General features: G+C 62.7%; 27 protein-coding genes, 1 pseudogene and 1 riboswitch. Of the genes and pseudogenes, 13 read left to right on the forward strand and 15 right to left on the reverse strand.

Translation table 11 applies throughout. The features are described 5' to 3' along the window. The first annotated feature begins 2 nt into the window (after positions 1-2). Positions 3-287, forward strand: a complete 285-nt coding sequence (locus RG2_RS05305; protein ID WP_033231289.1) for a DUF3017 domain-containing protein — start codon at positions 3-5, stop codon at positions 285-287. A gap of 25 nt (positions 288-312) precedes the next feature. Here RG2_RS05305 and RG2_RS05310 read toward each other — a convergent pair whose 3' ends face one another. Together RG2_RS05310 and RG2_RS05315 are read right to left on the reverse strand one after the other, a co-directional pair. Then, complete coding sequence (locus RG2_RS05310) at positions 313-885, reverse strand: SWIM zinc finger family protein (RefSeq protein ID WP_033231288.1); 573 nt, start codon at positions 883-885, stop codon at positions 313-315. Then, positions 885-2,717: a DEAD/DEAH box helicase gene (locus RG2_RS05315; RefSeq protein ID WP_230589970.1), complete on the reverse strand. Its 1,833-nt coding sequence runs from the start codon at positions 2,715-2,717 to the stop codon at positions 885-887. Before RG2_RS05315 ends, RG2_RS05310 begins: the two co-directional genes overlap by 1 nt. 198 nt (positions 2,718-2,915) lie before the next feature. On the opposite strand from RG2_RS05315, the gene RG2_RS05320 reads away from it, so the two are divergent. Next, positions 2,916-3,908 carry an RCC1 domain-containing protein gene (locus RG2_RS05320; protein WP_033231286.1) on the forward strand — a complete coding sequence of 331 codons (993 nt, stop codon included), beginning with the start codon at positions 2,916-2,918 and terminating at the stop codon, positions 3,906-3,908. Between the two features lie 4 nt (positions 3,909-3,912). Here the strand turns inward: RG2_RS05320 and metX are convergent, their stop codons facing one another. Both metX and RG2_RS05330 read right to left on the reverse strand, forming a co-directional pair. Continuing rightward, on the reverse strand, positions 3,913-5,016 hold the full coding sequence (metX, locus tag RG2_RS05325) for a homoserine O-acetyltransferase MetX (protein ID WP_051730243.1): 1,104 nt from the start codon (positions 5,014-5,016) through the stop codon (positions 3,913-3,915). A gap of 32 nt (positions 5,017-5,048) precedes the next feature. Next, on the reverse strand, positions 5,049-6,344 hold the full coding sequence (locus tag RG2_RS05330; protein ID WP_033231284.1) for a bifunctional o-acetylhomoserine/o-acetylserine sulfhydrylase: 1,296 nt from the start codon (positions 6,342-6,344) through the stop codon (positions 5,049-5,051). A gap of 143 nt (positions 6,345-6,487) precedes the next feature. Next, positions 6,488-6,632, reverse strand: a riboswitch (SAM riboswitch). A gap of 306 nt (positions 6,633-6,938) precedes the next feature. Between RG2_RS05330 and RG2_RS05335 the strand changes: the two genes are divergently transcribed. The 7 genes from RG2_RS05335 to yhjD all read left to right on the forward strand — a co-directional run bounded on the left by RG2_RS05335 (position 6,939) and on the right by yhjD (position 13,579). Continuing rightward, positions 6,939-8,162, forward strand: coding sequence for an NADP-dependent isocitrate dehydrogenase (locus RG2_RS05335; RefSeq protein WP_033231283.1), 1,224 nt, complete (start codon positions 6,939-6,941; stop codon positions 8,160-8,162). Positions 8,163-8,378: 216 nt separating this feature from the next. Beyond that, entirely contained in the window at positions 8,379-9,518 is a 1,140-nt protein-coding gene (locus RG2_RS05340; RefSeq protein ID WP_033231282.1) for an MFS transporter, read from the forward strand. Positions 9,519-9,543: 25 nt separating this feature from the next. Continuing rightward, positions 9,544-10,389: an exodeoxyribonuclease III gene (locus RG2_RS05345; protein WP_045070712.1), complete on the forward strand. Its 846-nt coding sequence runs from the start codon at positions 9,544-9,546 to the stop codon at positions 10,387-10,389. A gap of 9 nt (positions 10,390-10,398) precedes the next feature. Then, positions 10,399-10,902, forward strand: coding sequence for a guanyl-specific ribonuclease (locus RG2_RS05350; protein WP_033231281.1), 504 nt, complete (start codon positions 10,399-10,401; stop codon positions 10,900-10,902). 30 nt (positions 10,903-10,932) lie between these two features. Then, positions 10,933-11,427: a barstar family protein gene (locus RG2_RS05355; protein WP_033231280.1), complete on the forward strand. Its 495-nt coding sequence runs from the start codon at positions 10,933-10,935 to the stop codon at positions 11,425-11,427. Between the two features lie 26 nt (positions 11,428-11,453). After that, positions 11,454-12,488, forward strand: coding sequence for a tryptophan--tRNA ligase (gene trpS / locus RG2_RS05360; RefSeq protein ID WP_033231279.1), 1,035 nt, complete (start codon positions 11,454-11,456; stop codon positions 12,486-12,488). 59 nt (positions 12,489-12,547) lie between these two features. After that, on the forward strand, positions 12,548-13,579 hold the full coding sequence (yhjD, locus tag RG2_RS05365) for an inner membrane protein YhjD (RefSeq protein WP_033231278.1): 1,032 nt from the start codon (positions 12,548-12,550) through the stop codon (positions 13,577-13,579). Positions 13,580-13,592: 13 nt separating this feature from the next. On the opposite strand, the pseudogene RG2_RS05370 reads toward yhjD, so the two are convergent. Both RG2_RS05370 and RG2_RS05375 read right to left on the reverse strand, forming a co-directional pair. Then, positions 13,593-14,737, reverse strand: a pseudogene (locus RG2_RS05370) (LLM class flavin-dependent oxidoreductase). Positions 14,738-14,868: 131 nt separating this feature from the next. Further along, a complete protein-coding gene (locus RG2_RS05375; RefSeq protein WP_051730242.1) occupies positions 14,869-16,101 on the reverse strand; it encodes a D-alanyl-D-alanine carboxypeptidase family protein in 1,233 nt (410 codons plus the stop codon). Positions 16,102-16,275: 174 nt separating this feature from the next. On the opposite strand from RG2_RS05375, the gene RG2_RS05380 reads away from it, so the two are divergent. Continuing rightward, complete coding sequence (locus tag RG2_RS05380; protein WP_033231277.1) at positions 16,276-16,848, forward strand: dihydrofolate reductase family protein; 573 nt, start codon at positions 16,276-16,278, stop codon at positions 16,846-16,848. A gap of 58 nt (positions 16,849-16,906) precedes the next feature. Here the strand turns inward: RG2_RS05380 and RG2_RS05385 are convergent, their stop codons facing one another. From RG2_RS05385 to sdhC, 4 genes are read right to left on the reverse strand one after another with little or no spacing between them, the layout of a single operon-like run. Then, positions 16,907-17,674, reverse strand: a complete 768-nt coding sequence (locus RG2_RS05385) for a succinate dehydrogenase iron-sulfur subunit (RefSeq protein WP_033231276.1) — start codon at positions 17,672-17,674, stop codon at positions 16,907-16,909. Then, entirely contained in the window at positions 17,674-19,425 is a 1,752-nt protein-coding gene (sdhA, locus tag RG2_RS05390; RefSeq protein WP_033231275.1) for a succinate dehydrogenase flavoprotein subunit, read from the reverse strand. The genes RG2_RS05385 and sdhA overlap by 1 nt, the downstream gene beginning before the upstream one ends. A gap of 15 nt (positions 19,426-19,440) precedes the next feature. Continuing rightward, positions 19,441-19,896, reverse strand: a complete 456-nt coding sequence (locus tag RG2_RS05395; RefSeq protein ID WP_033231274.1) for a succinate dehydrogenase hydrophobic membrane anchor subunit — start codon at positions 19,894-19,896, stop codon at positions 19,441-19,443. 1 nt (position 19,897) lies between these two features. Then, entirely contained in the window at positions 19,898-20,302 is a 405-nt protein-coding gene (sdhC, locus tag RG2_RS05400) for a succinate dehydrogenase, cytochrome b556 subunit (RefSeq protein WP_072782401.1), read from the reverse strand. 252 nt (positions 20,303-20,554) lie between these two features. Here sdhC and RG2_RS05405 point away from each other — a divergent pair, with 252 nt between their 5' ends. From RG2_RS05405 to RG2_RS05415, 3 genes are read left to right on the forward strand one after another with little or no spacing between them, the layout of a single operon-like run. Beyond that, entirely contained in the window at positions 20,555-20,959 is a 405-nt protein-coding gene (locus RG2_RS05405; protein ID WP_033231273.1) for a cytidine deaminase, read from the forward strand. Next, the gene (locus RG2_RS05410; RefSeq protein ID WP_033231272.1) at positions 20,952-22,247 is read left to right on the forward strand and encodes a thymidine phosphorylase; all 1,296 of its coding nucleotides are present in this window, start codon (positions 20,952-20,954) and stop codon (positions 22,245-22,247) included. Before RG2_RS05405 ends, RG2_RS05410 begins: the two co-directional genes overlap by 8 nt. A gap of 10 nt (positions 22,248-22,257) precedes the next feature. Then, positions 22,258-23,340 (forward strand): adenosine deaminase, encoded by a 1,083-nt coding sequence (locus tag RG2_RS05415; protein WP_033231271.1) that lies wholly within the window; start codon positions 22,258-22,260, stop codon positions 23,338-23,340. Between the two features lie 40 nt (positions 23,341-23,380). Here the strand turns inward: RG2_RS05415 and RG2_RS05420 are convergent, their stop codons facing one another. The 5 genes from RG2_RS05420 to RG2_RS05440 are packed head-to-tail and all read right to left on the reverse strand — an operon-like array spanning position 23,381 to position 26,624. Then, positions 23,381-24,619: a SatS C-terminal domain-containing protein gene (locus RG2_RS05420; protein WP_033231270.1), complete on the reverse strand. Its 1,239-nt coding sequence runs from the start codon at positions 24,617-24,619 to the stop codon at positions 23,381-23,383. 47 nt (positions 24,620-24,666) lie between these two features. Continuing rightward, a complete protein-coding gene (locus tag RG2_RS05425) occupies positions 24,667-24,966 on the reverse strand; it encodes a YbaB/EbfC family nucleoid-associated protein (protein WP_033231269.1) in 300 nt (99 codons plus the stop codon). After that, positions 24,963-25,307: a hypothetical protein gene (locus RG2_RS05430; protein WP_033231268.1), complete on the reverse strand. Its 345-nt coding sequence runs from the start codon at positions 25,305-25,307 to the stop codon at positions 24,963-24,965. The genes RG2_RS05425 and RG2_RS05430 overlap by 4 nt, the downstream gene beginning before the upstream one ends. A gap of 13 nt (positions 25,308-25,320) precedes the next feature. Next, positions 25,321-26,313 (reverse strand): C40 family peptidase, encoded by a 993-nt coding sequence (locus RG2_RS05435; protein ID WP_033231267.1) that lies wholly within the window; start codon positions 26,311-26,313, stop codon positions 25,321-25,323. Next, on the reverse strand, positions 26,310-26,624 hold the full coding sequence (locus RG2_RS05440; RefSeq protein WP_033231266.1) for a hypothetical protein: 315 nt from the start codon (positions 26,622-26,624) through the stop codon (positions 26,310-26,312). Before RG2_RS05440 ends, RG2_RS05435 begins: the two co-directional genes overlap by 4 nt. Positions 26,625-26,664: the final 40 nt, after the last annotated feature.

Below are 26,664 nucleotides of genomic sequence, written 5' to 3' on the forward strand. Positions count from 1 at the left end.
ACATGACCTCACCGGTTGGCCTCGTGAAGAAGAATTTGCCGATGATCACGGTTCTCGCCGTGATCGCAGCCGCGGTTGTTCTTGTCCTGGCCGACCGGTGGCGTCGCGGTTCGCTGGTCTTGGGGGTGGCGGTCATTATCGGTGCAGCTGCCCGCTGGTGTTTCCCACAGAATCGCGTGGGGCTGCTCGCGGTGCGCGGCAAGAAGTTCGACACGGCGGCCATGGGCGTCATGGGTGCGTTGATCGTCTCGCTTGCTCTGACCATCGATCCGCTCGGCACGGACTGAGTCAGTCCACTGGGCACGGACTGAGTCAGTTGTAGAACGACCCGACGTCTATCTCGCGCAACGGAATCCACTCTCCCTGTGGTTTCTTTGCGGCGGAGTTCCGCCTTTTCGCCTGTTTGGTTCGAAGCGTGACGGCTAGTGCAGGTTCTTCGTCGATCCGGCCCGCCAGTGCGTAGATCGCAGCAAGATGGTGAACGCAGGGCGTGCGCCGACTCGAACAGTCACACGTGGCCGTGCATTCGGAAAGATTCACGGCCACAGTGATATCGCGCGCCTGTAGATCCGCGACGACGCTGTCCGGTAGCTCTCCGGCCGATACGGACCGGTTCGTGGTGCCTAGCGCCCGAATCATGCGGGCCGCGGTGTCGGATTGTGTCTTGTCCCAGAGCGGTACGGTGACAACAACAGTCGAGGTCTTACCCTTGGCGGTGACCTGGGCGGAAACCGTACCGGCAGAAATGTCCGTGAAGGTGACACCACCGTTGCGGGCCAGTGTGCGTGCGGTGGGCAAGGCGGGGTTTCGTCCGGATGTCGACGTTTGCTCAACCGTCCGCAACCACACACGGCCCCATGCGGTCACTCCGAATTCGGTAGCCATCAGATGATCACCGCGCCGTCGAGTTCGAGCAGTTCACGTAGTTCGCTGTCGGGAAGGTTTGCGAGGGCTCCTTCGGAGTTTCCGGAAATCGACTCGGCTACAGCTCTTTTGGATTCGTGCATGGCGGCGATGTGATCTTCGACGGTTCCTCCGGTGACCAGGGTGTGGACGTTGACGGTGCGCTGCTGGCCGATTCGATGGGCGCGGTCGGTGGCCTGATCTTCGACGGCAGGGTTCCACCACCTGTCGTAGTGAACGACGTGACTGGCGCGGGTGAGATTGAGTCCGAACCCGGCCGCGCGCAGGCTCAGAATGAGAATGGGCGAGGACGTGTCGTCGGTTTGGAAGGCATCGACCATGGCGTCGCGACTGGCAACGTTGAGACCGCCGTGGAGAAAAGGAACGTCTGCGATGCCCAGTTCGGCCGCGAGGTGTTTCGACAGTAGTTCGCCCATTGTGCGGTACTGCGTGAACACCAGGGCCCGATCACCGTCGTCGACGATCTCTGCAAGCATTTCGGTTGCGCGATCGAACTTTCCGGAACGGCCACGGAGATCCTCGCTGTCGCCGGTGACCTGAGCGGGGTGGTTGCATACCTGCTTGAGAGTGGTGAGCAGTGCAAGGACGTTGCCGCGTCGGGCAATTCCGGTGCCCAGTCCGGTATCGAACGCGTCCGCGACCGCCGCCCGGTAGATTCGCGCCTGTTCCGACGTGAGGGTGCATGCGACGGTCGAGAACTGCTTCGGCGGAAGATCCTTGGCAACAGCATCTTTGGTTCGGCGCAGCACGTATGGCTCGATGATCGTCGCCAACCTCGATGCGGCGGACGCCGAGCGGCCGGATTCGATCGGGACGGCAAAACGCTGCCGAAAGCGTGCACGAGTTCCCAGTACAGCCGGATTGGCGACGTGGAACAAACTCCACAACTCTTCGAGACGGTTCTCGACCGGCGTGCCGGTCATCGCAACTTTGACGGTGGCATTCAGTTGCATTGCAGCTTTGGCGGCCAGCGACGACGGATTCTTGATCTGCTGCGCTTCGTCGAAGATGGCCGACGCCCACTGCGGCGTCTCCAGTTCGGCTGTGTCCGAACGTAAGACGCTGTAACTGGTGAGTACCACGGTGCCTTTACCTAGTTCCGCAGGCAGTGTGCGGCCGGACCCGTGATGAATGTGAAGGCTCAGGTGCGGCGCAAACCGCTCGATCTCGCGTCGCCAGTTTCCGATCACCGACGTCGGGCAGACAACAAGATGCGGGCCGTCTGCGGCTCTGATCGCGATCATCGAAATGGCTTGAAGCGTTTTACCCAGACCCATTTCGTCGGCGAGTATGCCGCCACCCGTCTCGGTCAGCGACGTCAACCACTCCACGCCAAGAACCTGGTACGGGCGCAAAGTCGCTTGAACCCGTGCATGATCGAGTGCGTCCACCAGAGTCTGTGCGTGGGTGAAACGCTGCACCACCGCGGCAGCACTTCTGATGACAGTGTCGCCGCGGTAGAGAGCGGCGTGCCCGGCTGGTGGCATGGTGCCGTGTTCGCCGCCCCCGATCACCCGCTTCCAGGCGCGCACCGACTCTCCGATACCTGGTTGATCCACGTTCGCAACCTGCAATGCCGTTACCACGTCGGCGAATTCGACAGTCCGAATATCGACGTCGACGGGCGTGATGACGCTGTCGACGGGTACAGCCATTCGGGCGACGGCGGCGCTGCCGGTAGGGAGCCCCAACTCCGCGAGATGCCCGGCTGTATCCGGCACACCCCAGAACCCGAACGCCATGTTCTCGGGAAGGTAGGTCGCCTGCAGCTGATCCGGGCACGGTTGAGTCACGAGCGCCGATGGTAGCCGTGATCGATGACCGCGGGCCACCGGATACGTCCCCAAAAACCGCAGATCAGTTGTGGTTCTCCCGACATTGACGGGAGGCGACGAGTCCGCTCTGACGGAGAACCGGACATTTCCTTCCTCGGACGTGATAGTCATTGTCCGTAGATCCGCAGTACCTGACACTTGCGAATAAGGAACCCAATGAAGCGACGAAAAAATCTCTCAGGTAGGCACTTTCGACTGCTCGTCGCTGCTGTCGGTGTGGGAGTGCTGGCACTTGCCACCGCAACGGGTGCCGCCGCCGCGCCGGTAGGTGTTCCCGTTACGAGTCCTGGCGGCGTCACCATGTGGGGCGGGGCCGACGACAATCAGCGCGATGCTGTCCCGACTCGGGGCAGCATCGCCGCGATTGCCGCCGGCGACCATCATTCGGTGGCGTTGACCACCGACGGCCACATCACCGCGTGGGGACACAGTGCGTGGGGAGAGCGTGACGGAGTTCCGACCGGTGGTGGTTTCACCGCGATCGCGGCGGGTGAGGACCACGCGGTAGCGCTTACTGCCGACGGACACATTGCTGCGTGGGGAAGTTCCGAATTCGGGCAACAGGACGATCTCCCGGCACGTGGTGGGTTCACCAGGATTGCTGCCGGTACGTACCACGGGTTGGCGTTGACTCCTGAAGGAACAATCGTGGACTGGGGCAGCGAGGAGTACGGTCAGCGGACCGATGTCCCGACCGATGGCGGGTTCACCGCGATCGCCGCCGGTAACTTCCATTCGCTGGCGCTCACGACCGACGGTCACATCACCATGTGGGGCGGGAGTGCCGAAGGGCAGCGCGACGGGCTACCGACCGAAGGTGGGTTCACCGCGATCGCTGCCGGCGAGGACCATTCGCTCGCGTTGACCGCCGACGGTCACATCGTGATCTGGGGCAGCAACGAGTACGGGCAGCGCACCGGTACTCCGACCGGCGGCGGGTTCACCGCGATCGCCGGCGGCTTCCGCCATTCGGTGGCGCTGTCTGCCGACGGCACGATCACTGCCTGGGGTAACAACGAGAACGGGCAACTGGGCGGTGTCCCGACCGGAGACGGATATACCGCCGTCGCGGCCGGGGCCTATCACTCGATAGCCCTCGGCGCGCAGACGGCGTCGACCGGATCGCTCGGAAGTCTGACCGGAAGCTGAATGCTCAGCGCGTCGTGCGCGCCAATTCCATTGTGCGGCGCAACAGTTTTGCTACAGCGTCGGCTTCGGTGAGGAACCCGTCGTGCCCGTCCTTGGAATTCAGGATTTCGAGGCCGGTGCATGTCGGGATTCCGGCGGCGATCTCTTCCTGCAGGCGCAGCGGGTAGAGACGATCGGAATCGACTCCACCGACAACGACCGGCACGGTGATGGACGCCAAAGCCGCTGCGACACCACCGCGTCCGCGGCCGATGTCGTGACGGTTCATAGCCTCGGTCAACAGCACGTAGGTGCTGGGATCAAATCGCGACACGAGCTTGTCTGCCTGATGTTCCAGGTAGCTTTGAACCGCGTATCGTCCACCGTTCCAGGGGTTTTCATTTCCCTGGGCGGTGTTCTCGAAACGTGTGTCGAGTTCCGATTCGGCGCGGTAGGTGAGGTGCGCAATGCGTCTCGCGATACCGAGGCCGGCCCGGGGTGTGCGCCCGGTTCCGTGGTAATTGCCGCCCTGCCAATCGGGGTCGGACATGATGGCGGCGATTTGTGTTGTCTGTGTACCGATTTGATCGGCTGTCGCGCGTGAACCCGTAGCCAGTACCAATGCGGAGTTCAGATTCTCGGGGTACGACACAGCCCATTCGAGGGTGCGCATACCGCCCATGGAGCCGCCGACTACCGAAGCCAGTCGATCGATGCCGAGCAGGTCGATCAGCTTCTTCTCGGCTGCGACCTGATCGCGAATGGAGATGCCCGGAAACCGGCTACCCCACGGTTTGCCGTCCTCGGCAAGGGAACTCGGGCCGGTGGTGCCACGACAACCGCCCAGAACATTGGTCGCAATGACACACCATTCGCCCGTGTCGACAGGTTCGCCCGGGCCGACCATTCCGTTCCACCAACCGGGTGACGGCTGATTTTCGGACGCCGGACCGGTGACGTGTGAGTCCCCGGTCAGGGCATGTTCCACGAGCACGACGTTGTCGCGGTTCGGGGACAGCGCGCCCCACCGTTGAACCGCAAGCGATACCGACGGCAGCACGGCGCCGTTCTCGAGTTGCAGCGAGCCGATGTCGACGGTTCCGACTCGGCCGTCCGGCGGCGGCAGGATATCCGCGACCGCCGTCTGAGCTTCGTTGACGGTCAAGACGTTGCCGCCGCGGTGAGGCCGGTTTCGAGGTCGGCGAGGATGTCGGCGATGCCTTCGATTCCGACGGCGAGGCGAACGAGACCTGGGGTGACGCCGGCTGCGAGTTGTTCCTCGGGGGTGAGCTGGGCGTGAGTGGTGGAGGCGGGGTGGATGACGAGGGAGCGGACGTCACCGATGTTGGCGACGTGGCTGTGCAGAGTAAGGGCGTTGACAAACTTCTTGCCGGCATCGATGCCGCCGGGCAGTTCGAAGGTGACGATGGCGCCGGTTCCCTTGGGGGTCAGCTGCTTTCCGCGTTCGTACCACGGTGAGGAGGGGAGTCCGGCGTAGGAGACGGACGCGACGGCGGTGTGGCCTTCGAGGAATTCGGCCACCTGCTGGGCGTTGGCGACGTGGCGCTCGATGCGCAGGCTCAAGGTTTCGATGCCCTGGGCGATGAGGAACGCGTTGAACGGTGCGACGGCGGAGCCGAGGTCGCGCAGGAGTTGTACACGCGCCTTGAGAGCGTAGGCGGGTGCGCCGAGGTCGGCGAATGTGACGCCGTGGTAGCTCGGATCGGGGGTGGTGAAGTTGGTGTGTCTGCCTTGCGTCCAGTCGAAAGTGCCGCCGTCTACGATGACGCCGGCGATGGCCGTGCCGTGTCCGCCGAGATATTTGGTGGCGGAGTGCAGCACGATGTCGGCGCCGTGTTCGAGGGGGCGGAGCAAGTACGGCGTCGCGACGGTGTTGTCGACGATCAGGGGGAGGCCGTTCTCATGAGCCACCGCTGAGATCCCGGGGATGTCGAGGATGTGGTTCTTGGGATTGGCGATGGTTTCGCCGAAGAAGGCCTTGGTGTTGGGGCGGATGGCTTCGCGCCAGTGGTCGAGGTTGTCGGGATCCTCGACGAACGTGACTTCGATGCCGAGCTTGCGAAGCGTGTAGTGCAGGAGGTTGTACGTGCCGCCGTACAGGTAGGGGCTGGCGACGATGTGGTCTCCGGCCTCCGCGATGTTGAGGATCGCGAGGGTTTCGGCGGCCTGACCCGAGGACAGGAGGAGTGCCGCGACACCGCCTTCGAGTGCAGCAATGCGCTGCTCGACGGCGTCCTGCGTTGGATTCATGATGCGCGTGTAGATGTTGCCCGGCTCAGCAAGGCCGAACAGCGCGGCGGCGTGGTCGGTGCTGTCGAAGACGTAGCTGGTGGTCTGGTAGATCGGCAGTGCGCGCGCGTTGGTGGCGGTGTCTGCGGTTTGTCCGGCGTGGACCTGCTTGGTCTCGAAGGACCAGTTAGCTGAGATGTCGGTCATGATTTGTGTACTCCAGTGGTCTGACGGATAGCTGTCGGACGGGGGCGAATGATCGCCGCCCCGTGCTGGGGTCTATCTACAAGTGCGACACATACTGAAAAACCTCCGTGGGGCTCGGCCCGGTCTGGGGTCCGTCCCTGTCGGACCCGCGCTTGTCGCCTGGAAATCCGGTGAAGCTGCAATTGCGCAGTTTCGCCTCGAGGCGACCTGGTCATCACCCGGGGCACCCCACCGCGGTTGGAGGGTTGCCGTCCAGCGAGCCGGGGCTTGACGCTGGTACTCATGACCGAGCTGAATTCTACCGGGAGTGAAGCCGAAGGATGACGCGGGTCGAAGTGTGCGGCGTCACCAGTCGCCATTCGACGCGACGGTGCCCACTAGCAGGCAAAAGTTACCGGTGAGTAGTGACTCGGAGGAGGGGCTGCCGGTTGCGGCCCCCAGCGTTAGCAGTACGCTTGTCTTGTTTGGGACTCATCTCCCGGGATCAGTCCACACAGTCTAGGTTTGATAATCGAACCGTTCGCGGACTCACTCACAAAGTGTGACCGCAACCGTGTAACCAGGGGAAACTTCCTAGGAGGACGCGAAGCACCCATGTCCAAAATAAAGGTTGAGGGCACCGTCGTCGAACTCGACGGCGACGAGATGACACGCATTATCTGGCAGTTCATCAAAGACAAGTTGATCCACCCGTACCTCGATGTGAACCTCGAGTACTACGACCTCGGTATCGAGTACCGCGACGAGACGGATGACCAGGTCACCATCGACGCCGCACACGCGATCCAGAAGCACGGCGTGGGCGTCAAGTGCGCCACCATCACGCCGGACGAGGCTCGTGTCGAGGAATTCGGTCTCAAGAAGATGTGGCGTTCCCCGAACGGAACGATCCGCAACATTCTCGGCGGCACGATCTTCCGCGCACCGATCATCATCTCGAACGTTCCGCGACTCGTCCCGGGCTGGACCAAGCCGATCATCATCGGCCGTCACGCATTCGGTGACCAGTACCGCGCCACAGACTTCAAGGTTCCCGGCCCCGGCAAGGTGATGATCACCTACACGCCTGAGGACGGAAGCGCACCGATCGAGCACGAACTGGTCAACTTCCCCGAAGAGGGCGGCGTCGTCCAGGGGCAGTACAACTTCACCACGTCCATCCGTGACTTCGCTCGCGCGTCGCTCACCTACGGACTGCAGCAGAACTACCCGGTGTACCTGTCCACCAAGAACACCATTCTCAAGGCGTACGACGGTGCCTTCAAGGACATCTTCCAGCACGTCTACGAGACCGAGTTCAAGGCCGAGTTCGATGCCGCAGGTCTGACCTACGAGCACCGCCTCATCGACGACATGGTCGCTTCCGCACTCAAGTGGGAGGGCGGCTACGTCTGGGCATGCAAGAACTACGACGGCGACGTCCAGTCCGACACCGTGGCTCAGGGCTTCGGCTCGCTCGGCCTCATGACGTCGGTTCTCCTGACACCGGACGGAAAGACCTGTGAGGCAGAGGCTGCTCACGGCACCGTCACGCGTCACTACCGTCAGCACCAGCAGGGCAAGCCCACCTCGACCAACCCGATCGCGTCCATCTTCGCGTGGACCCGTGGGCTCGAGCACCGTGGCAAGCTCGACAACACCCCTGAGGTCATCGGCTTCGCGCAGCAGCTCGAAGACGTTGTCATCAAGACCGTCGAAAGCGGCCAGATGACCAAGGACCTCTCGATGCTGGTCGGCGGCGACCAGGGTTACCTGACCACCGAAGAATTCCTCGGTGCGCTCGACGTGAACCTGCAGAAGTCGATGGCAGCCAAGTAGTAAAAGTTCCACAGCTTCACTTTCAGATGGGACGCCCGGGCACTCCGGGCGTCCCATTTGTGTCTGCTCTGTGCCTGCGGTCTCACGTGAGCGAACTCACCTGCTCTCACTTGGAAGTTCAACCAAGGGTGCGACCACAATTGACCAGTGACTTCGTCTACCCTTTCCCGCCCTGACGCCCCGACATCCGGGGTTCGCTCTGCCAGAGGCCCGGCGATGCTCGCGTTGGCGCTCGGCGGATTCGGAATCGGCACCACCGAGTTCGTGGCGATGGGTCTCCTGCCGGAGATGGCAACCGGGCTGGGCGTATCCGAGCCCACCGCCGGTCATGTCATCTCCGCCTATGCGCTCGGCGTTGTGGTCGGTGCGCCGCTCATCGCGGCCCTGACTGCTCGGATCCCGCGGCGCACATTGTTGATCGCGCTCATGATCGCGTTCACGGTGGGCAATGCCGCGTCGGTGTTCGCGCCGTCGTACACCACGCTGATGCTCGCCCGGTTTGTCGCCGGGTTGCCGCACGGTGCCTACTTCGGTGTTGCCGCCCTCGTTGCGGCGCATCTGGCTGAACCGGGTAAACGTGCCAAAGCCGTTGCCATGGTGATGATGGGTCTTTCCGTTGCCAACGTCGTCGGTGTGCCGGCTGCCGCGTGGCTCGGGCAGACCGTGGGATGGCGGAGTGCATTCGCACTGGTCGCAGTCATCGGTGCCGTCACCGTGGCGTCGCTGCTCGTCTGGATCCCGCGCCTCGACGCTATGCCGATCACCAACCCGATCACCGAACTCAGGGCGCTGGGCCACATCCAGGTGTGGATGACTCTGATCGTCGGCATGGTCGGATTCGGCGGCATGTTTGCCGTGTACACGTACATCAGCACGACGTTGACCGACGTGTCCGGTCTGGGTGCGTCGTTTGTTCCGCTGGCGCTCATGCTCTACGGGCTGGGCATGGTGGCCGGCAACTTCGTCGGTGGCTACCTCGCTGACCGGGCGCTCATGAAGGGCCTGTTCGTATCGATGGCGTCGCTGGCGATCATTCTCGCGATCTTTGTTCTCGCCGTTCGCAACCCGTATACGGCGTTGCTCTTCGTCTTCCTCATCGGGCTGGCCGGTGCGTCCATGGTTCCGGGGCTGCAGACCCGCTTGATGGACGTTGCCGAGGACGCCCAGACCTTGGCCGCATCGCTCAACCACGCCGCCCTCAACATCGCGAACGCGTTCGGAGCCTGGATCGGTGGGGTAGTGATCGCCGCCGGTTTCGGTTACACAGCGCCCGCCGCCGTCGGTTCGCTCCTCGGCGTCGCGGGGCTCGGTGTCCTGGTGGTTGCGGTGATCCTGCAGCGTAGAGCCGCGAACTGAGAACACGTCGGCATCATCGGCTACGGTGCTTGCCGTGCCACAAACAGCTGACTCTCATATTCTCGCGCCTCACACGATCACGTCGGTGAACGTCAACGGCATTCGTGCCGCAGCCCGCAAGGGTATGACCGAATGGCTCGAGAAGACCGACGCGGATTTCATCTGTCTGCAGGAAACCCGAGCATCCGACAAGCAGTTGCACGAGACTCTCGAACCCGCTCTGTCGAACGGCTGGTTCCTCGTTTCGGCCGAGCCGTCGGCGAAAGGCCGCAACGGCGTCGCAGTCCTGTCCCGGGTCGAAGCCGATGCCGTCCGTATCGGTTTCGGTGACGACGAATTTCAGGACGCCGGACGCTACATCGAAGCGGATTTTGCCGACCTCACGGTGGCAAGTCTCTACCTACCGACCGGGGAGGCGCTGACCCCGAAGCAAGAGGCGAAAGAACGGTTCATGAGTTCGTTCGCGGCTCACCTCGCGGTCACCGCTGCCGCAGCCGAGACGGCCGGGCGACACGTTGTGGTCAGTGGTGACTGGAACATCGCGCACAACGAAGCCGACCTGAAGAACTGGAAGGGAAACAAGAAGTCCTCCGGCTTCCTGCCCAGCGAGCGTGAGTGGATGGACGTCCTGTTTGCGGACGAGTCCCCGTGGGTCGACGTGTTCCGGGCATTGCATCCGGGCGTCGAAGGACCGTACTCGTGGTGGTCGTACCGCGGTAAGGCATTCGACAACGACTCCGGTTGGCGCATCGACTACCAGGTGGCGACCCGAGCGTTTGCCGAGCGCGCCAAGGCAGGGTTGATCGAACGCGCGGAATCCTACGATCTGCGTTGGTCAGATCACGCTCCCGTCACCGTCTCCTACCGGTAGGCATCGGATATGCCCAGTGCCAAGACACTCAAGGCTTTAGGCACCGTCGTCGTTGCCGTGATCGCCGTCGTACTCGCGATGGTGCTGTCCTCTCAGGACTCCGACAGTTCGGCGACGGCGGGCTCGGCTACTTCGAGCACGTCGACTTCTGCGGCTACGTCAACTCAGGTCAAGCCCGGGGCGACCACCAAGGCGGCGCAGTCGACGTCGGCCCAGAAGCCGGTGAGCAGTGATGCGCCTACGCGGGTACTCGCTACGTTGGTCGAGATCGACGCCGGACGGTGGCCGGACTCCGCGAATGCGGTGGGAACCAAGGGCGGCGTTACCTTCCGTAACAGCGAGGGCAGGTTGCCGGCAGTCGGCGCCGGCGGTGGCCGCGTTGTCTATCAGGAGTGGGACGTCAATCCGAAGAAGAGTGGTCAGGGCCGTGATGCCGAGCGGATCGTCACCGGAAACGACGGTTCCGCGTGGTACACCCTCGATCACTACGAGACCTTCACAAGGATTCGCTGATGGATAGTTCGCTGATGGATAGGTTCGCTGATGCCTGATCACGAAACTGTCAGTGTCGATCGGTGGCTCGACCCGGAATCCGGCGTCTCGTCGGTGGCGGTGTCGGGTGAACCGGCACTTCTGGACGAGTTGGCGCGTGATCTCCGGATGCGTGATCTTGTTGTTCGCACGGTTCGCGGATCGCACATGCAGACCACGGCGCAGGTCTTCGACGAGTTTGCGGCAGCATTTCAGTTTCCGTCACACTTCGGTCGCAACAAGGACGCCTTCGACGACGTCATGCGTGACCTCGACGACGTACTCGGCCTCGGCGCCGGGTTTGTCGTTCTGGTTCGAGAGGCTGAGCTGTTGCTGCGCGGCGAACCCGATCAGTTGCCCTGGTTCCGGGAGTCGATGGATTTCTACGCCGAGGAATGGGCGCCCACCACGTTCGGTACCGCGTACCAGTTCGGCTCGGGTTCCGAAGAAACCTTTGCGTCGGAACTCACGGTGCTCCGCTACCCGGAGACCACACACACTCCCTGAATCGCCCGCGTGGAAAGATCGGAAGCATGTCGACCCCTGCAGAACAGAAGCCCACGGCAAAGCCTCGCGTGCTTTCCGGTATCCAGCCGACGTCGGATTCCTTCCACCTCGGTAACTATCTGGGCGCATTGCAGCAGTGGGTGGGGCTGCAGGACGAGTTCGACGCCTTCTACTTCGTCCCGGACTTGCATGCCATCACCGTGACGCAGGACCCCAAGGAACTGCGTCGACGCACCAAGGTTGCCGTGGCGCAGCTACTTGCAATCGGGATCGACCCCGACCGCGCAACGATCTTCGTCCAGAGTCAGGTTCCCGAGCACGCTCAGCTTGCGTGGGTCCTGAATTGCATCACCGGTTTCGGCGAGGCCAGCCGCATGACGCAGTTCAAGGACAAGTCGTCCAAGCAAGGCAGTGAGAACGCCAGTGTCGGGCTGTTCACCTACCCGGTTCTGATGGCCGCCGACATCTTGCTGTACCGCCCGCAGCGCGTTCCGGTGGGTGAGGATCAGCGTCAGCACCTCGAGCTTGCCCGCGACCTCGCGAACCGCTTCAACTCGCGCTACGGCAAGTCGTTTGTGGTTCCTGAACCCCAGATCATCAAGGGCACCGCCAAGATCTACGACCTGCAGGACCCGACGTCGAAGATGAGCAAGTCGGCAGCGAGCGACGCCGGTCTGATCAATTTGCTCGACGATCCCAAGGTGTCGGCCAAGAAGATCAAGTCGGCAGTCACCGACAACGAACGTGAGATCCGCTTCGACCCGCAGGCCAAGCCTGGTGTCAGCAACCTGCTCACCATTCAGTCGGCCCTGTCCGGTGTACCGATCGAGACCTTGGTCGCGGGCTACGAAGGCAAGGGGTACGGCGATCTCAAGACTGATACTGCGGACGTGTTGGCGCAGTTCGTGACTCCGCTCAAGGCCAAGGTCGACGGCTATCTTGCCGATGAGGCCGAACTGGATCGCATCATTGCCGCCGGCGCGCACCGGGCCCGTGAGGTCTCGTCCCGCACGCTTGCGACCGTGTACGAAAAGGTCGGGTTCCTGCCGCCCAAGGGCTGAGCACGGCGCAAGTGAACGGCTGACACGAAACAGGTCGATACAGAAATAGGGGGACATCTGTGGCTGAATCAGTTGTCGTAGAGGAGCCGAGCTTTCTCGACAAGCAGCGGGCAGCGCGGCCGTGGCTCGATCACCTTGTTCGAGCGGGTATGCGATTCCAGAACCAGAAGGGCGACTACTACGCCGCCGGGATCACGTACTTCAGCGTCCTCGCTTTGATTCCGATCATGATGGTTGCGTTCGCGGTGGCCGGTTTTGTATTGGCCGGCCACCCCGAATACCTGACTTCGATTCAGGAAGAGATCACCAAATCCATCCCCGGCAGCCTCGGTGACACCATCAACAGCTTGATCGACTCGGCAATCGACTCTCGCGCCAGTGTTGGTGCGGTCGGCCTTCTGGTCGCGTCGTACGCGGGTCTCGGCTGGATGGCCAATGTCCGCGACGCGCTCACCGCGATGTGGGAGAGCAAGCGTGACTCCAAAGGGTTTGTCAGAACCAAAGTCGGCGATATCGGGGCACTGCTCGGTCTGGGCGCAGCCTTGGTTATTTCACTCGGCATGTCGGCGCTCAGCAGTGGGCCGGTAGCGCGTCAGGTTGTCGTGTGGCTCAACCTCGAGAACATCACCGGCGTCGGCGTCGGACTGCGAGTCTTGTCGACGGTGCTGTCGATCCTGGCAACCTGGGCGGTGTTCCTGTGGGTGATCGCACGCTTGCCCCGTGAACCGGTGAATCTACGCAGCGCCGCCAGTGCGGCACTGATGGCAGCTCTGGTATTCGAAGTGTTCAAACAGGTTGGTGCGATCTATCTTTCGGCGGTCAGTAGTGGCCCGGCCGGCGTCGCATTCGGGCCGATTATCGGTTTGCTCGTATTCGTGTTCACCGCTTCGCGCATGCTGCTGTTCTGCACCGCCTGGGCTGCGACGACCAAGAAAAGCATGGCACTGGCCTACATTCCGCCGCCCGATCCGGCGATCATCGCGCCGCGGGTTGTCGTCAGCGAAGGGATGTCACCGTCACGCGCAGCGGCATTGATCGGAACGGGCGCTTTGGCCGGTCTCGGACTGTCGGGGCTTTTGCGCCGCCGATAACGTTGAGCGCCGCTCAGAGTTTCCGCAGACCTCGAAGTACCTGCATCAACGGCAGCGATGAAGCCAACCCGGTGCGGAATTTCGGATGAAGACCACCCAGGTTCATCAACACTGCATAGCGGACCCGTGGTCACGCCAGACACTCATCTTGTCGATGATTTCGGAAGGTCTTCCAGTCAAGTAGATGTCGCGGACTAACCCGTCCGGTACGAGTCGCGAGTATTTCAACGCGGTCGATTCGTCGATGGTGTGCGGAACCAAGTCCTGCGCACCGGAGAAGTCACTTCCCATAGGATGCTGCACGCCGTGCCTGGCCCAGGCGTCGGCCGGGGCACCGAGAGTAAACGAACGTGTGCCCACCGACTCGACCATCTCATCCACCTCGTTGCTGCTTCGTGATGTCAGGACAAAGAAGTATGCGGCGGGAGTTATGGCCTCTGGGTCTCGGCTGAAGTCGGATGCTGCGGACCGGATACGGTCGAGTTTGTCTCGATACTGTGCGGGCAATTGCGCAAACGCGGGGAACCAGGCGTTTGCGTACTTTCCGGCGAGTTTCAGCATTCGCGGCCCGTGGGCGGCGACCCACATCGGTGGTCTGCCATTCCTATGGGGTGGGATTTCGAACACTGCGTTACGCAACGGGAAGTACGGCGAATCACGCGTGACAGGCTCTCCGCCCGAGTCCCACAACGCGCGGATGGTTGCAAGGGCTTCCTCGAAGCGTGAAACCGGAGCGCTCCATTCGACGCCGTAAGGTTCATTGCCTTCGCGCTCACCGGGCCCTATGCCGAGAATTGCTCGTCCTCGGCTCAGGTGATGAAGAGTGGCTGCTGCCTGTGCTGTCACCGCCGGGTTGCGTCGGCCGGCGTCGGTGACACCGACGCCGAGTTGAAGTCGGGTGAAACGATTGTGGGCAGCGATGTTTCCCAGGACAGTCCAGGGTTCGTAATACGCATTGGCGAACGGCGCGACCTTGCTCGCGCCGACGTACTGCGATTTCCAGATCGAGGTGGGGAACAGTCCGTTGAGATGGTCGGGAATCCAGATGGAGTCTGCGCCGCTGGCGGCGGCTATCTGGCGGGTGGTCCGCATCATGAAATCGGGTGTGTACCTCGTGTGAAGCGCCGCATCCATGACACCGGTTTTGAAGCCGTTCACGGTGAGATCCCTTCGAGCAACGGACTCGGGCAAGCAGGCCGCTGCCGGGTTGCGTTCAAAGGTGGTCTGTCCGTGCCAATGATCCTCCCCAGCATGTGCGATGTCACTGTTTGCGCTGCGCGGCGAACTGGCTAACGGCGTCGACGGCTCATCACGATCGCCCCGAGAATCAGGCCGATGACGACAACGGTCCCGCCGACGGCGACGGCAGTGCGTGCCGTCGAGCTGAATCCGGCGTCCGGGGACGTGCCGGCCGCGGACACTGCGGCGGGTGCCCCCGGCGTCGTGGCGGCGGTGACCTTCGGTTGGCTGCGGTCGGTCGAGGTATCGGTCAGCGTTCCGACGGTCATGGTGGAGGACATGCCGAATCCGTAGTCGAGAAGGCGGGCTGCCTGCTCCCACGGACGGATAGGTTGTGCTTCGCCGCCCATCAACGTGACCAGTAGGGTTCGGCCGTTCCGCTCGGCCGCACCGACGTAGGTATGACGGGCGTCGTCGGTGAAGCCGGTCTTGCCGCCCAGCGCTCCGTCGTAGTTGTAGAGCAGTTGGTTGTCGTTCGCGAGGGTGAAGCCTGGCCGGTCCTGATCGTCGGGGATCGTGGGGTCCTTCGGGAAGCCCGGAAATTGAACCGTCTCGGTGTGGATCAACTCGGCGAACGTCGGATTCTGCAGTGCCGCATGGAATATCACCGCAAGGTCGTAGGGGGAGCTGCTCATTCCCGGGCCGTCCAGACCGGAGGGTGTCGCGGTGCGGGTGTCGAGTGCACCGAGTTCCAGGGCCAGGGCGTTCATCTTCTTCACGGCGGCGTCGTCACCCCCGAGCTGACGGGCCAGGGCGTGGGCGGCGTCGTTGCCCGACGCCATCACCAGCCCCTGCATGAGCTGCCGGTTGGTGTAGGTGCCGTCTTTGCCGAGTCCGACGGCGCTGCCTTCGGCATTTGCGTCCTCCGCGGTGGCGGTGACGACGGTATCGAGATTCAACGTGTCGAGCGCGACGAGCGCCAGAAGCATCTTGATGGTGCTTGCGGGACGGTACCGGCCGTGCGGATCTTTAGCGGCGAGCACTTCACCGGTTGCCGCGTCGGCGACCACCCAACCGGAGGCGGCGATGTCTGCGGGCAGTGGCGGCGCGCCGGCCGGCAGGACGACCCCGCAACCGCCGAGTCGATCCCCGCCAACCGGTTCGTCCGGTACCGGCACGGGGGCGGGCACGGTTGTTCCGGGCGCGGGAACCTCCGAGAGGTCTACAGCGGGAGCCGGCAGGCTCGTGAACGGGCAACTATCGGTATTGGGCGTGGTGAACGGTGCCGACGTTGTCGGTGGTGGTACCGGTTGGGCGAGTGCAGTACCTGCAATTCCAGACATTCCTCCGATTCCGGAGATCACTGTTCCGGCAACAACCACTGCACACGCTCGACGCCACATCATCGTTATCCGAGGGTAGGCGCATTGCGCGTAACCGCCGAATCGCCGTGCCGTCTGCCACAGTGGAAGGGTCAGTTTTCGATCGGTGCATAACGTCAAGGGCAGGGGATCGGTATGGGCAAGATTGTGGTGACGGAGTTCGTGTCCCTGGACATGGTCATGGAGGCGCCAGGCGGTGAACCGGGCTACGCGCACACAGGCTGGGTCTTTCCGTATCAGGAAGGCGACCAGATGAAGTTCAAACTCGACGAAACCCTCGCCGCGGACGTTCTCCTGCTCGGTCGCCGGACCTACGAGAGTTTTGCCGGCGCGTGGCCTGAGCGTGAAGACGACCAAGGCTTCGCCGACAAGATGAACGAGATGCCCAAGTACGTTGTCACAAGCAGCTCGGAGCCACTCGAATGGAACAACTCGACGGCGCTCGAGGGCCCCATCGAGGAGTCGGTGCCGAAGCTCAAGGAACAGATCGACGGCGAAATCCTGGTAGCGGGAAGCCGGACTCTCGTTCACGCATTGCTGTTGGCCGGCCTGGTCGACGAGCTGCGCCTGATGGTTTTCCCGGTCATCCTCGGGTCCGGCGGGAAGGTGTTCCCCGAATCGGAGGACAAGATCGTGCTCGAGTTGGTGGAGGACCGTCGCTACGAATCCGGCGTGCAAGTTCTGACCTATCACCCGAAGGTCGCTTAACCGGCAACAAAAAATGCCCCTCCCGAAGACGGGAGGGGCATTTCTCTGTTCGAAAGATCTAGCGAGCGAACAGCAGCGCGCGCTTCACTTCCTGAATCGCCTTTGTCACCTGGATGCCACGGGGGCATGCGTCGGTGCAGTTGAACGTCGTGCGGCAGCGCCACACGCCGTCCTTGTCGTTCAGGATGTCGAGACGCTCGGAAGCGGCCTCGTCACGGCTGTCGAAGATGAACCGGTGTGCGTTCACGATGGCAGCGGGACCGAAGTAGCTGCCGTCGCTCCAGTACACGGGGCACGACGTGGTGCAGCATGCGCACAGGATGCACTTGGTGGTGTCGTCGAAACGAGCACGGTCGTGCTGGCTCTGGATGCGCTCACGGGTGGGCTCGTTGCCACTGGTGATGAGGAACGGCTTCACGGCGCGGAACGCGTCGAAGAAGGGTTCCATGTCGACAACGAGGTCCTTCTCCACCGGCAAGCCGCGAATGGGCTCGATGGTGATGGTGACCGGCTTGCCGTCCTTGGGGAGCATGTCCTTCATCAGGATCTTGCACGCCAGGCGGTTGACGCCGTTGATGCGCATGGCGTCGGAGCCGCAGACACCGTGTGCGCAGCTACGACGGAACGTGAGGGTGCCGTCGAGGTAGCCCTTCACGTACAGCAGCAGGTTGAGCATGCGGTCGGTGGGCAGAGCTGGGACCTGGAAGCTGTCCCAGTGCTGACCGTCGCCCGATTCCGGGTTCATCCGCGCGATCTTGAGGGTCACCATGACGGCGCCTTCGGGGACCGGGGGGAGGGCTGGTGCTTCTACAGCAGGCGCAGACATCAGTACTTACGCTCCATCGGCTCGTAGCGGGTCTGTACCACCGGCTTGTAGTCCAGACGGATGTCGGAGAGCAGGCCGTCGCCCTCCTTGTATGCCATCGTGTGCTTCATGTACTCGGCATCGTTGCGATCCGGGAAGTCCTCACGAGCGTGGCCGCCGCGTGATTCCTTGCGGTTGAGCGCACCGACGACGGTGACCTCTGCCATTTCGAGCAGGAAGCCCAGTTCGATGGCTTCGAGCAGGTCGCTGTTGTAGCGCTTGCCCTTGTCCTGAACCGTGATGTGGTTGTAGCGCTCCTTGAGAGCACGCACGTCCTTGAGTGCCTGGGTGAGGCGCTCTTCGGTACGGAACACGGATGCGTTGTTGTCCATCGACTGCTGGAGTTCGGAGCGGATGTCCGCAACGCGCTCGTGGCCGTGATCGGACAGGATGACGCCGACCCAGTCCTCGACCATGGTGGCCGGGGCTTCGGGCATGTCGACGAACTCGGTGGAGTTCGCGTACTCGGCGGCAGCGATGCCGGCGCGACGGCCGAACACGTTGATGTCGAGGAGCGAGTTGGTGCCGAGACGGTTTGCGCCGTGCACGGAGACGCAGGCGCATTCGCCGGCGGCGTACAGGCCCTTGACGACCTCGTCGTTGTTGCGCAGAACCTCACCGTTGATCTTGGTGGGGATACCGCCCATGACGTAGTGGCACGTCGGGTAAACGGGCACGGGCTCCTTGACGGGGTCCACGCCGAGGTAGGTGCGCGAGAACTCCATGATGTCGGGGAGCTTCTCGTCGAGAACTTCCTCGGGGATGTGTGTCACGTCGATGTAGACGTAGTCCTTGTTGGGGCCGGCGCCGCGGCCTTCGAGGACTTCGAGAACCATCGAGCGGGCGACGATGTCACGCGGCGCGAGGTCCTTGATCGTGGGGGCGTAGCGCTCCATGAAGCGCTCACCGTCGGCATTACGGAGAATGCCGCCTTCACCACGAACAGCTTCCGAGATCAGGATGCCGAGTCCGGCGAGTCCTGTCGGGTGGAACTGGTGGAACTCCATGTCCTCGAGGGGAAGTCCCTTGCGGAAGATGATGCCCATGCCGTCACCGGTGAGGGTGTGTGCGTTGGACGTCGTCTTGTACATGCGTCCCGAGCCGCCGGTCGCGAAGATGATCGACTTGGCGTGGAAGATGTGCAGTTCGCCGGTCGAGAGTTCGTAGGCGATGACGCCGGTGGCAACCGGGCCGTCCTCGGTCTCGGTGATGGCGATGTCGAGTGCGTAGAACTCGTTGTAGAACTCGACGTCGTGCTTGACGCAGTTCTGGTAGAGCGTCTGCAGGATCATGTGACCGGTGCGGTCGGCGGCGTAGCACGCGCGGCGAACCGGGGCCTTGCCGTGATCGCGGGTGTGGCCACCGAAGCGACGCTGGTCGATCTTGCCTTCGGGCGTGCGGTTGAACGGCAGGCCCATCTTCTCGAGGTCGAGCACCGCATCGATGGCTTCTTTTGCCATGATCTCGACGGCGTCCTGGTCGGCGAGGTAGTCGCCACCCTTGACGGTGTCGAAGGTGTGCCACTCCCAGTTGTCTTCCTCCACGTTCGCCAGTGCGGCGCACATGCCGCCCTGGGCCGCGCCGGTGTGGCTGCGGGTGGGGTAGAGCTTGGTCAGTACGGCCGTGCGGGCGCGGGGGCCAGCCTCGATTGCCGCACGCATGCCGGCGCCGCCGGCACCGACGATGACCACGTCATAACGATGTTCCTGCATGAAGTCTGTGCTCCCCTAGCTCGCCGAGATATTGGGGTCGAAGGTGAAGATGACGTACGTGCCCAGGGCCATGATCAGGATCATCGAGAGTACGAGGATCGTGGTCAGCCAGAAGCGCGTGGAGTCCTTGCGGGAGTAGTCCGCGATGACCGTGCGCAGACCGTTACCGCCGTGCAACTGTGCCAGCCAGAGCATCGTCAGATCCCAGATCTGCCAGAACGGGCTGGACCAGCGGCCTGCGACGAATGCGAAGTTCAGACGGTGAACACCACCGTCGAGCATCAGCATGATGAACATGTGGCCCAGGACCAGGACGATCAGGGCAACGCCGGAGAAACGCATGAACAGCCATGCGTACAGCTCGAAGTTGTTCCGCGCCTTGGCCCGCGGCGAACGCGGGTTGTCCAGGCTGGCAGGACGGTCGTATGAGGTACCGAGGCTCTTGGCTTCGGGTCCGTGAGTAGTCGCCATGTCAGTGCTCCGCAAACATGTTGATGAGGATGCGTCCGGCGCCCGGGATCATCACCAGGAACCAGATCGCCAGAATGGTCCAGAGCATGACGCGCTGGTACTTCGGGCCCTTCGACCAGAAATCCACGAGCATCACGCGCACGCCGTTGAGGGCGTGGTAAAGGACCACACCGACGAGGCCGATCTCCATGAGACCGACGACGGGGTTTTTGTACGTGTCGATGACAGCGTCATACGTGTCGGGGTTAACCCGCACGAGAGCCGTATCGAGAACGTGTACGAATAGGAAGAAGAAAGTTGCGACGCCTGTGATCCGGTGTAGAACCCAGGACCACATTCCGGGGTCGCCCCGGTAAAGCGACCTCGTGCGCTCCTTCTGAGGAGCGGCTTCAGTCGTAGTACTCATCGAGTGCTGTGCCTCCAACGTCATTGGTGGACGCGCCGAGCCTGCAGAGAGCTTCGAGGTACTCAGCCCGGGCTCGACGGGATCCTGAACCGACTTGACTCAGACTCTAAACCCTGGTGAATCCGGGAACTAATCAGATGCGGGATTCGTACACCTACCAAACTCTTTGTAAGGTTTGCCTTTCCAATCTTCATACCGGCCGTATCGTGTCGTTTCTGCATGCATTCAGTTGGCGTGATTGGATTGTGAACCATGGGTGAAATCGACTGGAAGTTGTTGCGCCACAACGCGCAAGTGGTGATGCGTCGGGCCTATGCCCCGTACTCCGGATATGCGGTAGGTGCCGCGGCCCTGGTGGACGATGGTCGAATCGTCTCAGGATGCAATGTGGAAAATGTCTCATACGGTTTGAGTCTGTGTGCCGAATGTGGACTGGTGAGTAACTTAGCGGCCACCGGCGGAGGACGCTTGATTGCCTTCTCGTGCGTCGACGCGGACGGCGCAATACTGATGCCGTGCGGACGGTGCCGACAGCTCCTACTCGAGCACGGTGGCGGAGAACTTCTGGTCGACACCTCACAAGGGCCGCGCCCACTCGCGGAATTACTCCCGGACGCTTTCGGGCCGGAACAAGCGGAAGGACTTCGCCATGTTTGACGCCGTGTCGATCATCAGAGCAAAACGTGACGGTCGGGAGCTCTCGGGCACCGAGATCGATTGGATCGTGCAGGCGTTCACCGCGGGAGTTGTGCCGGACGAGCAGATGGCGGCCCTCGCGATGGCGATCTACTTCCGCGGGATGACGCGCTCGGAGACCGGCCGCTGGACGCGGGCGATGATCGAATCCGGCGGCACCATGGACTTTTCGGACTTACCGATGGCGACGGTCGACAAGCATTCGACCGGTGGTGTGGGAGACAAGATCACTCTTCCGCTGGTACCTCTGGTCGCCGCGTGCGGTCTTGCTGTTCCGCAGCTGTCGGGGCGTGGACTCGGCCATGCCGGTGGAACTCTCGACAAGCTCGAGGCGATCGCAGGTTGGCGTGCGGACCTCACCGCGGCCGAGATGGTGGAGATCCTCGCGAACCCGAAGATCGGTGCGGTCATCTGTGCTGCGGGAGCGAATCTCGCGCCGGCGGACAAGAAGCTCTATGCCCTACGTGACGTGACCGGATCGGTGGAATCCATTCCGCTGATCGCGAGTTCGATCATGAGCAAGAAGATCGCCGAAGGAACCGGTGCTCTCGTGCTGGACGTGAAGGTCGGTTCGGGTGCGTATATGAAGGAACTCGGTGACGCGCGGGAGTTGGCGCGCACCATGGTCGAACTGGGCAACGACGCCGGTATGCGCACAACGGCATTCATCACCGAGATGGGTACGCCACTCGGCTTGACCGCTGGCAATGCACTCGAGGTGCGCGAATCCGTCGAGGTGCTGGCGGGCGGCGGACCTGCCGACGTCGTCGAGCTCACCCTCCTCTTGGCTCGGGAAATGTTGTCGGCGGCCGGAATCGACGATGTCGATCCCGCGCAGAAGCTGGCCGACGGCAGTGCGATGGATCGGTGGCGCGCCATGATCGACGCGCAGGGCGGCGATCCGGATGCGGACTTGCCCGTGGCTCGACACACCGAAGTCGTCACTGCCGACCGCGACGGCGTCCTCACTCGACTGGACGCCATGGGCGTCGGTATCGCAGCGTGGAAACTCGGAGCGGGGCGCGAGCGCCAAGGTGACGCAGTACAAGCCGGTGCGGGTGTGCAGATGCATGCAAAGCCTGGTGACGTGGTCCGTGCCGGTCAGAAGCTACTGACACTGCACACGGACACACCCGAACGATTCGATGCCGCACGCCGGAGTCTCGACGGCAGTTGGGCAATCGGGTCCGAATCCGACACAGTGTCGCGACCGCTGCTCATCGAGCGAATTGTGGGTGACTCGCGTTAGCTTATGTTGCATGAACGCACCGGTGTTGAACTCGATTCGTAGCGCGCCCAAAGTTCTACTGCACGACCACCTCGACGGTGGTCTGCGTCCGCAGACAATCCTGGAACTGGCAGAAAATTGCGGATACACGGATCTGCCGGCACATACTGCTGCCGAACTCGCCCAGTGGTTTCGAACCGCCGCTGACAGCGGTTCGCTCGAGCTGTACCTCGAGACGTTCGCGCACACCGTGGCCGTCATGCAGACTGCCGAGGGACTCTCGCGCGTGGCACAGGAATGTGCCGAGGATCTGGCCGACGACAACGTGGTTTACGCGGAGGTGCGGTTTGCACCCGAACAGCACCTCGAACAGGGCCTGACGCTCGACGAGGTAGTCGAGCACGTACTCGAAGGATTCCGGGCGGGGGAGTCCGCGGCCCAGGCCCAGGGGCGCAAGATTCAGATCGGTTGCTTGCTGACTGCCATGCGTCATGCCGCCAGGTCCCGCGAAATCGCCGAACTTGCCGTGCGATTCCGTGACCGCGGTGTCGTCGGGTTCGACATCGCGGGTGCCGAGGCCGGGAATCCGCCGAGTCGCCATCTTGACGCCTTCGAGTACATGCGGGATGCTAACGCGCACTTCACCATCCATGCCGGTGAAGCATTCGGGTTGCCGTCGATTCACGAAGCTATCGCATTTTGTGGAGCCGACAGGTTGGGGCATGGTGTGCGCATCGTGGACGACGTCACTGCCGTCGACGGTAGCCACGAGCTGGGCAGGCTCGCGAACTTCGTTCGAGACATGCGCATCCCGCTGGAGTTGTGCCCGAGCTCGAACGTCCAGACCGGCGCCGTGGCTGCCCTGGCCGATCATCCGTTCGGACTGTTGGCAGACCTACGGTTCCGGGTCACCGTCAACACCGACAATCGGCTCATGGGTGATACCAGCATGAGTCGCGAAATGGCGGCGCTCGTCGAAACATTCGGTTACGGCTGGACCGACCTCGAACGATTCACGATCAACGCCATGAAGTCTGCGTTCATCCCGTTCGACCAGCGTCTGGCGTACATCGACGACGTCATCAAGCCCGGATACGCAGTTTTGGTCGGCTGACAGTGTTGGTCGGGTAGCAGTACTGATCAGCCGACGCCGTTTACTCGGGACGCAGGCGTGTCTCGAACTCACGCTCGAGTTCGCGCCACCCCTCGGATTCCTTGGTGAACGGCGCACTGGGAGCCATCCGGGACGGATCGGGATTGAGAAGGTACGAGACGTACCACCCGAGCTCGTTCGACGCGGACAGCGCTTCCTCGGTGGAGTCGTCGTCCGCGAAATCGGCTGCATCGGTGAACAATTCGACAGCTAGTTCGAGTTGTTCGACGTCGACGGCGTCCGGGCCCTGGGCAAGGTCGTCGGCGATGCCGGGGAGAACGTAGACATTTTCGTCGGTGACCTCGATGTCGAGTGAACCGTCGACGGCGGCATTCTGGATCACGCCGTACGTGCTGACCTGTGACAGATCGTGCTCGTGATTGTCGGCAAGGTAGCGGCCGAGTGCGCGCTCGGACCGGAAGACGGTGATCAACCCGTCCTTTCCGAGGAAGATTGCCTGGTCACCCATGTAGCAACGAAGGGTGTAGAAGGTGTCGCCGGAGGTGATGATGCGGACCGGATCGACGCCGACCTCGCCCCAGAACGTCTCGATCTCGTCGTCGTCCTCGTCGAGTTCGTCTTCGTCGAATTCCTCGTCCTCGCCTTCCTCGGCGACGTCGTCCGCATCGACGGTGTTCTCGGCGGCTGCGAGGAGTTCGGCTTCGGCGACTGCGACGGCAGCGGCATCAACCTTGGGCGATGTCACGACGGTGTCGATCGCGTCGAGAACCTTGTCCCAGTCCTTGGCGATGGCTGCGCCGACCTGGTCCCAGATCTCGAGTCCTTCACGACCCTCGAAGGCGCTCGCGCCCGTCGCGAGTGCACCCAGGATCGGGTGGCCGCTGAAGAACCGGATCACGGAATCGAGTTCGCAGACCTCGCCGATATTGCGGGCCATGTTCAGGGTGTCTTCGAGTTCGGAGACAACCAGCGGTTCCGGGTCCCCGGCAGCAAGTTCCGGTACTCCGACGAAGTCGAACGTGAAGTTCTCCTCCGGTTCGAGTTCCGCGGCGGAGAGACCGGCAACAACACTCCAAGCGGGGTGGTCGACCAAATCGTTGTCGGTATCGGTGCGGATGAATGCGGCGAGTTCCGCGACCGAGGCAAACCCGTACAGGTCTTCCTCATGACCGAGGAAGGCCTCCCATTCGTCGTCGCCCTCACGCCACCGCGGCGCCCACAACGTGACGAGGTCTCCACTTGTGAGACCGATTTCGATCGGGACGATATCTCCAGCCATGGGCGGAAGCCTATCGACCCGACCGCCCTGCGTATAGCGCGGGTTACTCACACCTCGCCGAGTGAGCGACCCAGTTGATTCATCAGACGTTCGCGTTCGACGTTGCTGCGGTGAACTGCCTGGTGGATGGTGGCGATAGTCAGTGCCGCGACGGCCTTCGGTTCCATAGTGGTTACGGCGTCGGTGATGGTCAGTTCGACCAGCGCGCCCATTCCGTCGACACAGGCGACAACCGTGCCGTCGGCGCTCGCGGCGGTCGCCCGGATGGCGTCGACGTCACCGACCGCATCCTGCATGAATCCGCACTGACTCTTGGCGCGCTCCATGATTCGGTCCATTTCGTTCATATCGATCGCATCCAGGTAGTGGGGGCTGTGTCGGTGTGCTCTTCGGCAGCTTGGGCGTCGGCCAATTGCTCACGTGTTGCGAGTCCCAGGGCATTCACGATGTCGGCCGGAACCCCATCGGCTTCCAATTCGAGGCGGTGGCGGACGCCGGCCTCCATGGCGGCCCGGGCAGAGAGGGCCATGATCTCGGTGGCCAGGCGAGCACCGCCATAGCGTAATTCGCTGTGATGGATACGGATGTCGATGGGAATGCCCTGTTCGGTGGCCCGTAAGGCGATGGTTCCGCGGCGATTTGCCGCCACTGCGGTGATGACGCTCGGTGGGCGCGGTGTGTCCTGCATATTCGTGCTCGTTTCACTCTGTGGGTCGGTAGAAGCCGTGAAATCCCATGCCGATGTTGGATGTTCGGACGGGGCTGACGCTGACCGGGTCTCCGGCTTCGACCATCTGGCCGTTGCCGATCACCATGGCAACGTGGCCGTCCCAGACTGCGAGGTCGCCCGGCAGAAGTTCGGACTGATCGACGGGGCTGCCGATGCCTTGTTCCTGGGCAAGGCGCGGAATATCGACGCCCGCTTGTCCGTAGGCCCACTGCGTCAAACCACTGCAGTCGAGGCCAACTCCAGGTGAGGTGCCGCCCCACTCGTATGGCACTCCTTGCTGGGTGAGTGCGTTGCGCACCGCTGCAGCGGCTTCGGCGTTGGGGGCGGTCGCAACAGAACCGTCTGGCAGGTCGATCTGCAACCCCGCCGCACCGCCGGTACTACCAGCACTGCCGGTACGCGCAACAGAACCGGTTGACGATTCCGGATTCGTGGCCCCGGGCGCGGGATCCGGCAGCGGGACCGACGGCACCAGAGCGGACATCTTGTCGGTGGACCCGGAGAGATCGCCGCGCATTCTCTCGACGACGGATATTGCCTGCCCAAGATGCTCGAATGCAGCTGCAACGAGCATCAATTGGCCCGGCGGCGTCAGTAGGGCCGGACCGGCTTTGGCAGCGATCCCGAGAAACGACTGCAAGATGCCGTTCAGTTCGTTGATCCCGGCGGACACCGTCATGGTGGCCTCGTCGACAATTCCGGCGATGTCGGTGCCTTTATCGGTGAGTGTTCGAGTTGCCGCTTGGGTCTGTTCGGTCATTGTTGTCGCGGCGCTCATGCCCGCGGTGGATGTTCCGCCGCCGGACAGTTCCCCCAGTGCAGCGGTACCCAGTTGGTAGGCGATCTCCAGTACGTCCGACGCGATGCGGAGTCCGACTTCGGGTCCGTTCGAGTCGGTGACGCCAGAACCAAGGGTTGCCACCAGGTCGATGATCGGCCGGGCAAGGGCCTCGACGGGGATCATGTCCGCGCCGCTTCGACGATGGTGCTGCGAACCAACTCGTCTGTGCCCAGGTACAGGTCGCGGGCGCTGTGTGTGGCGGCTGCGGCACTGGACACAACGGCGGCAAGACGGCCGAGATCGTCGATGTGAGTCTGTTGGGCTTCGCCGGTGACTCGGACGAAGTCCTCCGCAATCAATCCCAGGACTGCGCCGAGCGCAGTGTGATCGTGACGGGCCGCGTCGGCCTGGGCGCGGGCCACGGTGTCGGCGACGACGGCCAAGCGTGAACCGAAGTCTGTGATGTCTTCTGTGTGAGCTAGAAAATTGTCCAACTTCTCTTCCCCCCGTTGCGCTTACTCCTTTCTTGGACGC

Source organism: Rhodococcus globerulus NBRC 14531, from assembly GCF_001894805.1.
GTDB lineage: Bacteria > Actinomycetota > Actinomycetes > Mycobacteriales > Mycobacteriaceae > Rhodococcus_F > Rhodococcus_F globerula.

Bases quoted from the DNA above. Each gene is read 5' to 3' on its own strand.
- RG2_RS05430 (WP_033231268.1), bottom strand. From the start codon at position 25,307: ATGCAGGACACACCGCGCCCACCGAGCGTCATCACCGCAGTGGCGGCA.
- RG2_RS05305 (WP_033231289.1), top strand. From the start codon at position 3: ATGACCTCACCGGTTGGCCTCGTGAAGAAGAATTTGCCGATGATCACG.
- RG2_RS05420 (WP_033231270.1), bottom strand. From the start codon at position 24,619: ATGGCTGGAGATATCGTCCCGATCGAAATCGGTCTCACAAGTGGAGAC.
- RG2_RS05380 (WP_033231277.1), top strand. From the start codon at position 16,276: ATGGGCAAGATTGTGGTGACGGAGTTCGTGTCCCTGGACATGGTCATG.
- RG2_RS05405 (WP_033231273.1), top strand. From the start codon at position 20,555: ATGGGTGAAATCGACTGGAAGTTGTTGCGCCACAACGCGCAAGTGGTG.
- sdhC (WP_072782401.1), bottom strand. From the start codon at position 20,302: ATGAGTACTACGACTGAAGCCGCTCCTCAGAAGGAGCGCACGAGGTCG.
- trpS (WP_033231279.1), top strand. From the start codon at position 11,454: ATGTCGACCCCTGCAGAACAGAAGCCCACGGCAAAGCCTCGCGTGCTT.
- RG2_RS05375 (WP_051730242.1), bottom strand. From the start codon at position 16,101: ATGTCTGGAATTGCAGGTACTGCACTCGCCCAACCGGTACCACCACCG.
- RG2_RS05435 (WP_033231267.1), bottom strand. From the start codon at position 26,313: ATGATCCCCGTCGAGGCCCTTGCCCGGCCGATCATCGACCTGGTGGCA.
- RG2_RS05340 (WP_033231282.1), top strand. From the start codon at position 8,379: ATGCTCGCGTTGGCGCTCGGCGGATTCGGAATCGGCACCACCGAGTTC.
- RG2_RS05355 (WP_033231280.1), top strand. From the start codon at position 10,933: ATGCCTGATCACGAAACTGTCAGTGTCGATCGGTGGCTCGACCCGGAA.
- RG2_RS05395 (WP_033231274.1), bottom strand. From the start codon at position 19,896: ATGGCGACTACTCACGGACCCGAAGCCAAGAGCCTCGGTACCTCATAC.
- RG2_RS05425 (WP_033231269.1), bottom strand. From the start codon at position 24,966: ATGAACGAAATGGACCGAATCATGGAGCGCGCCAAGAGTCAGTGCGGA.
- RG2_RS05410 (WP_033231272.1), top strand. From the start codon at position 20,952: ATGTTTGACGCCGTGTCGATCATCAGAGCAAAACGTGACGGTCGGGAG.
- RG2_RS05415 (WP_033231271.1), top strand. From the start codon at position 22,258: ATGAACGCACCGGTGTTGAACTCGATTCGTAGCGCGCCCAAAGTTCTA.
- RG2_RS05310 (WP_033231288.1), bottom strand. From the start codon at position 885: ATGGCTACCGAATTCGGAGTGACCGCATGGGGCCGTGTGTGGTTGCGG.
- RG2_RS05330 (WP_033231284.1), bottom strand. From the start codon at position 6,344: ATGACCGACATCTCAGCTAACTGGTCCTTCGAGACCAAGCAGGTCCAC.
- RG2_RS05335 (WP_033231283.1), top strand. From the start codon at position 6,939: ATGTCCAAAATAAAGGTTGAGGGCACCGTCGTCGAACTCGACGGCGAC.
- RG2_RS05385 (WP_033231276.1), bottom strand. From the start codon at position 17,674: ATGTCTGCGCCTGCTGTAGAAGCACCAGCCCTCCCCCCGGTCCCCGAA.
- RG2_RS05320 (WP_033231286.1), top strand. From the start codon at position 2,916: ATGAAGCGACGAAAAAATCTCTCAGGTAGGCACTTTCGACTGCTCGTC.
- RG2_RS05350 (WP_033231281.1), top strand. From the start codon at position 10,399: ATGCCCAGTGCCAAGACACTCAAGGCTTTAGGCACCGTCGTCGTTGCC.
- sdhA (WP_033231275.1), bottom strand. From the start codon at position 19,425: ATGCAGGAACATCGTTATGACGTGGTCATCGTCGGTGCCGGCGGCGCC.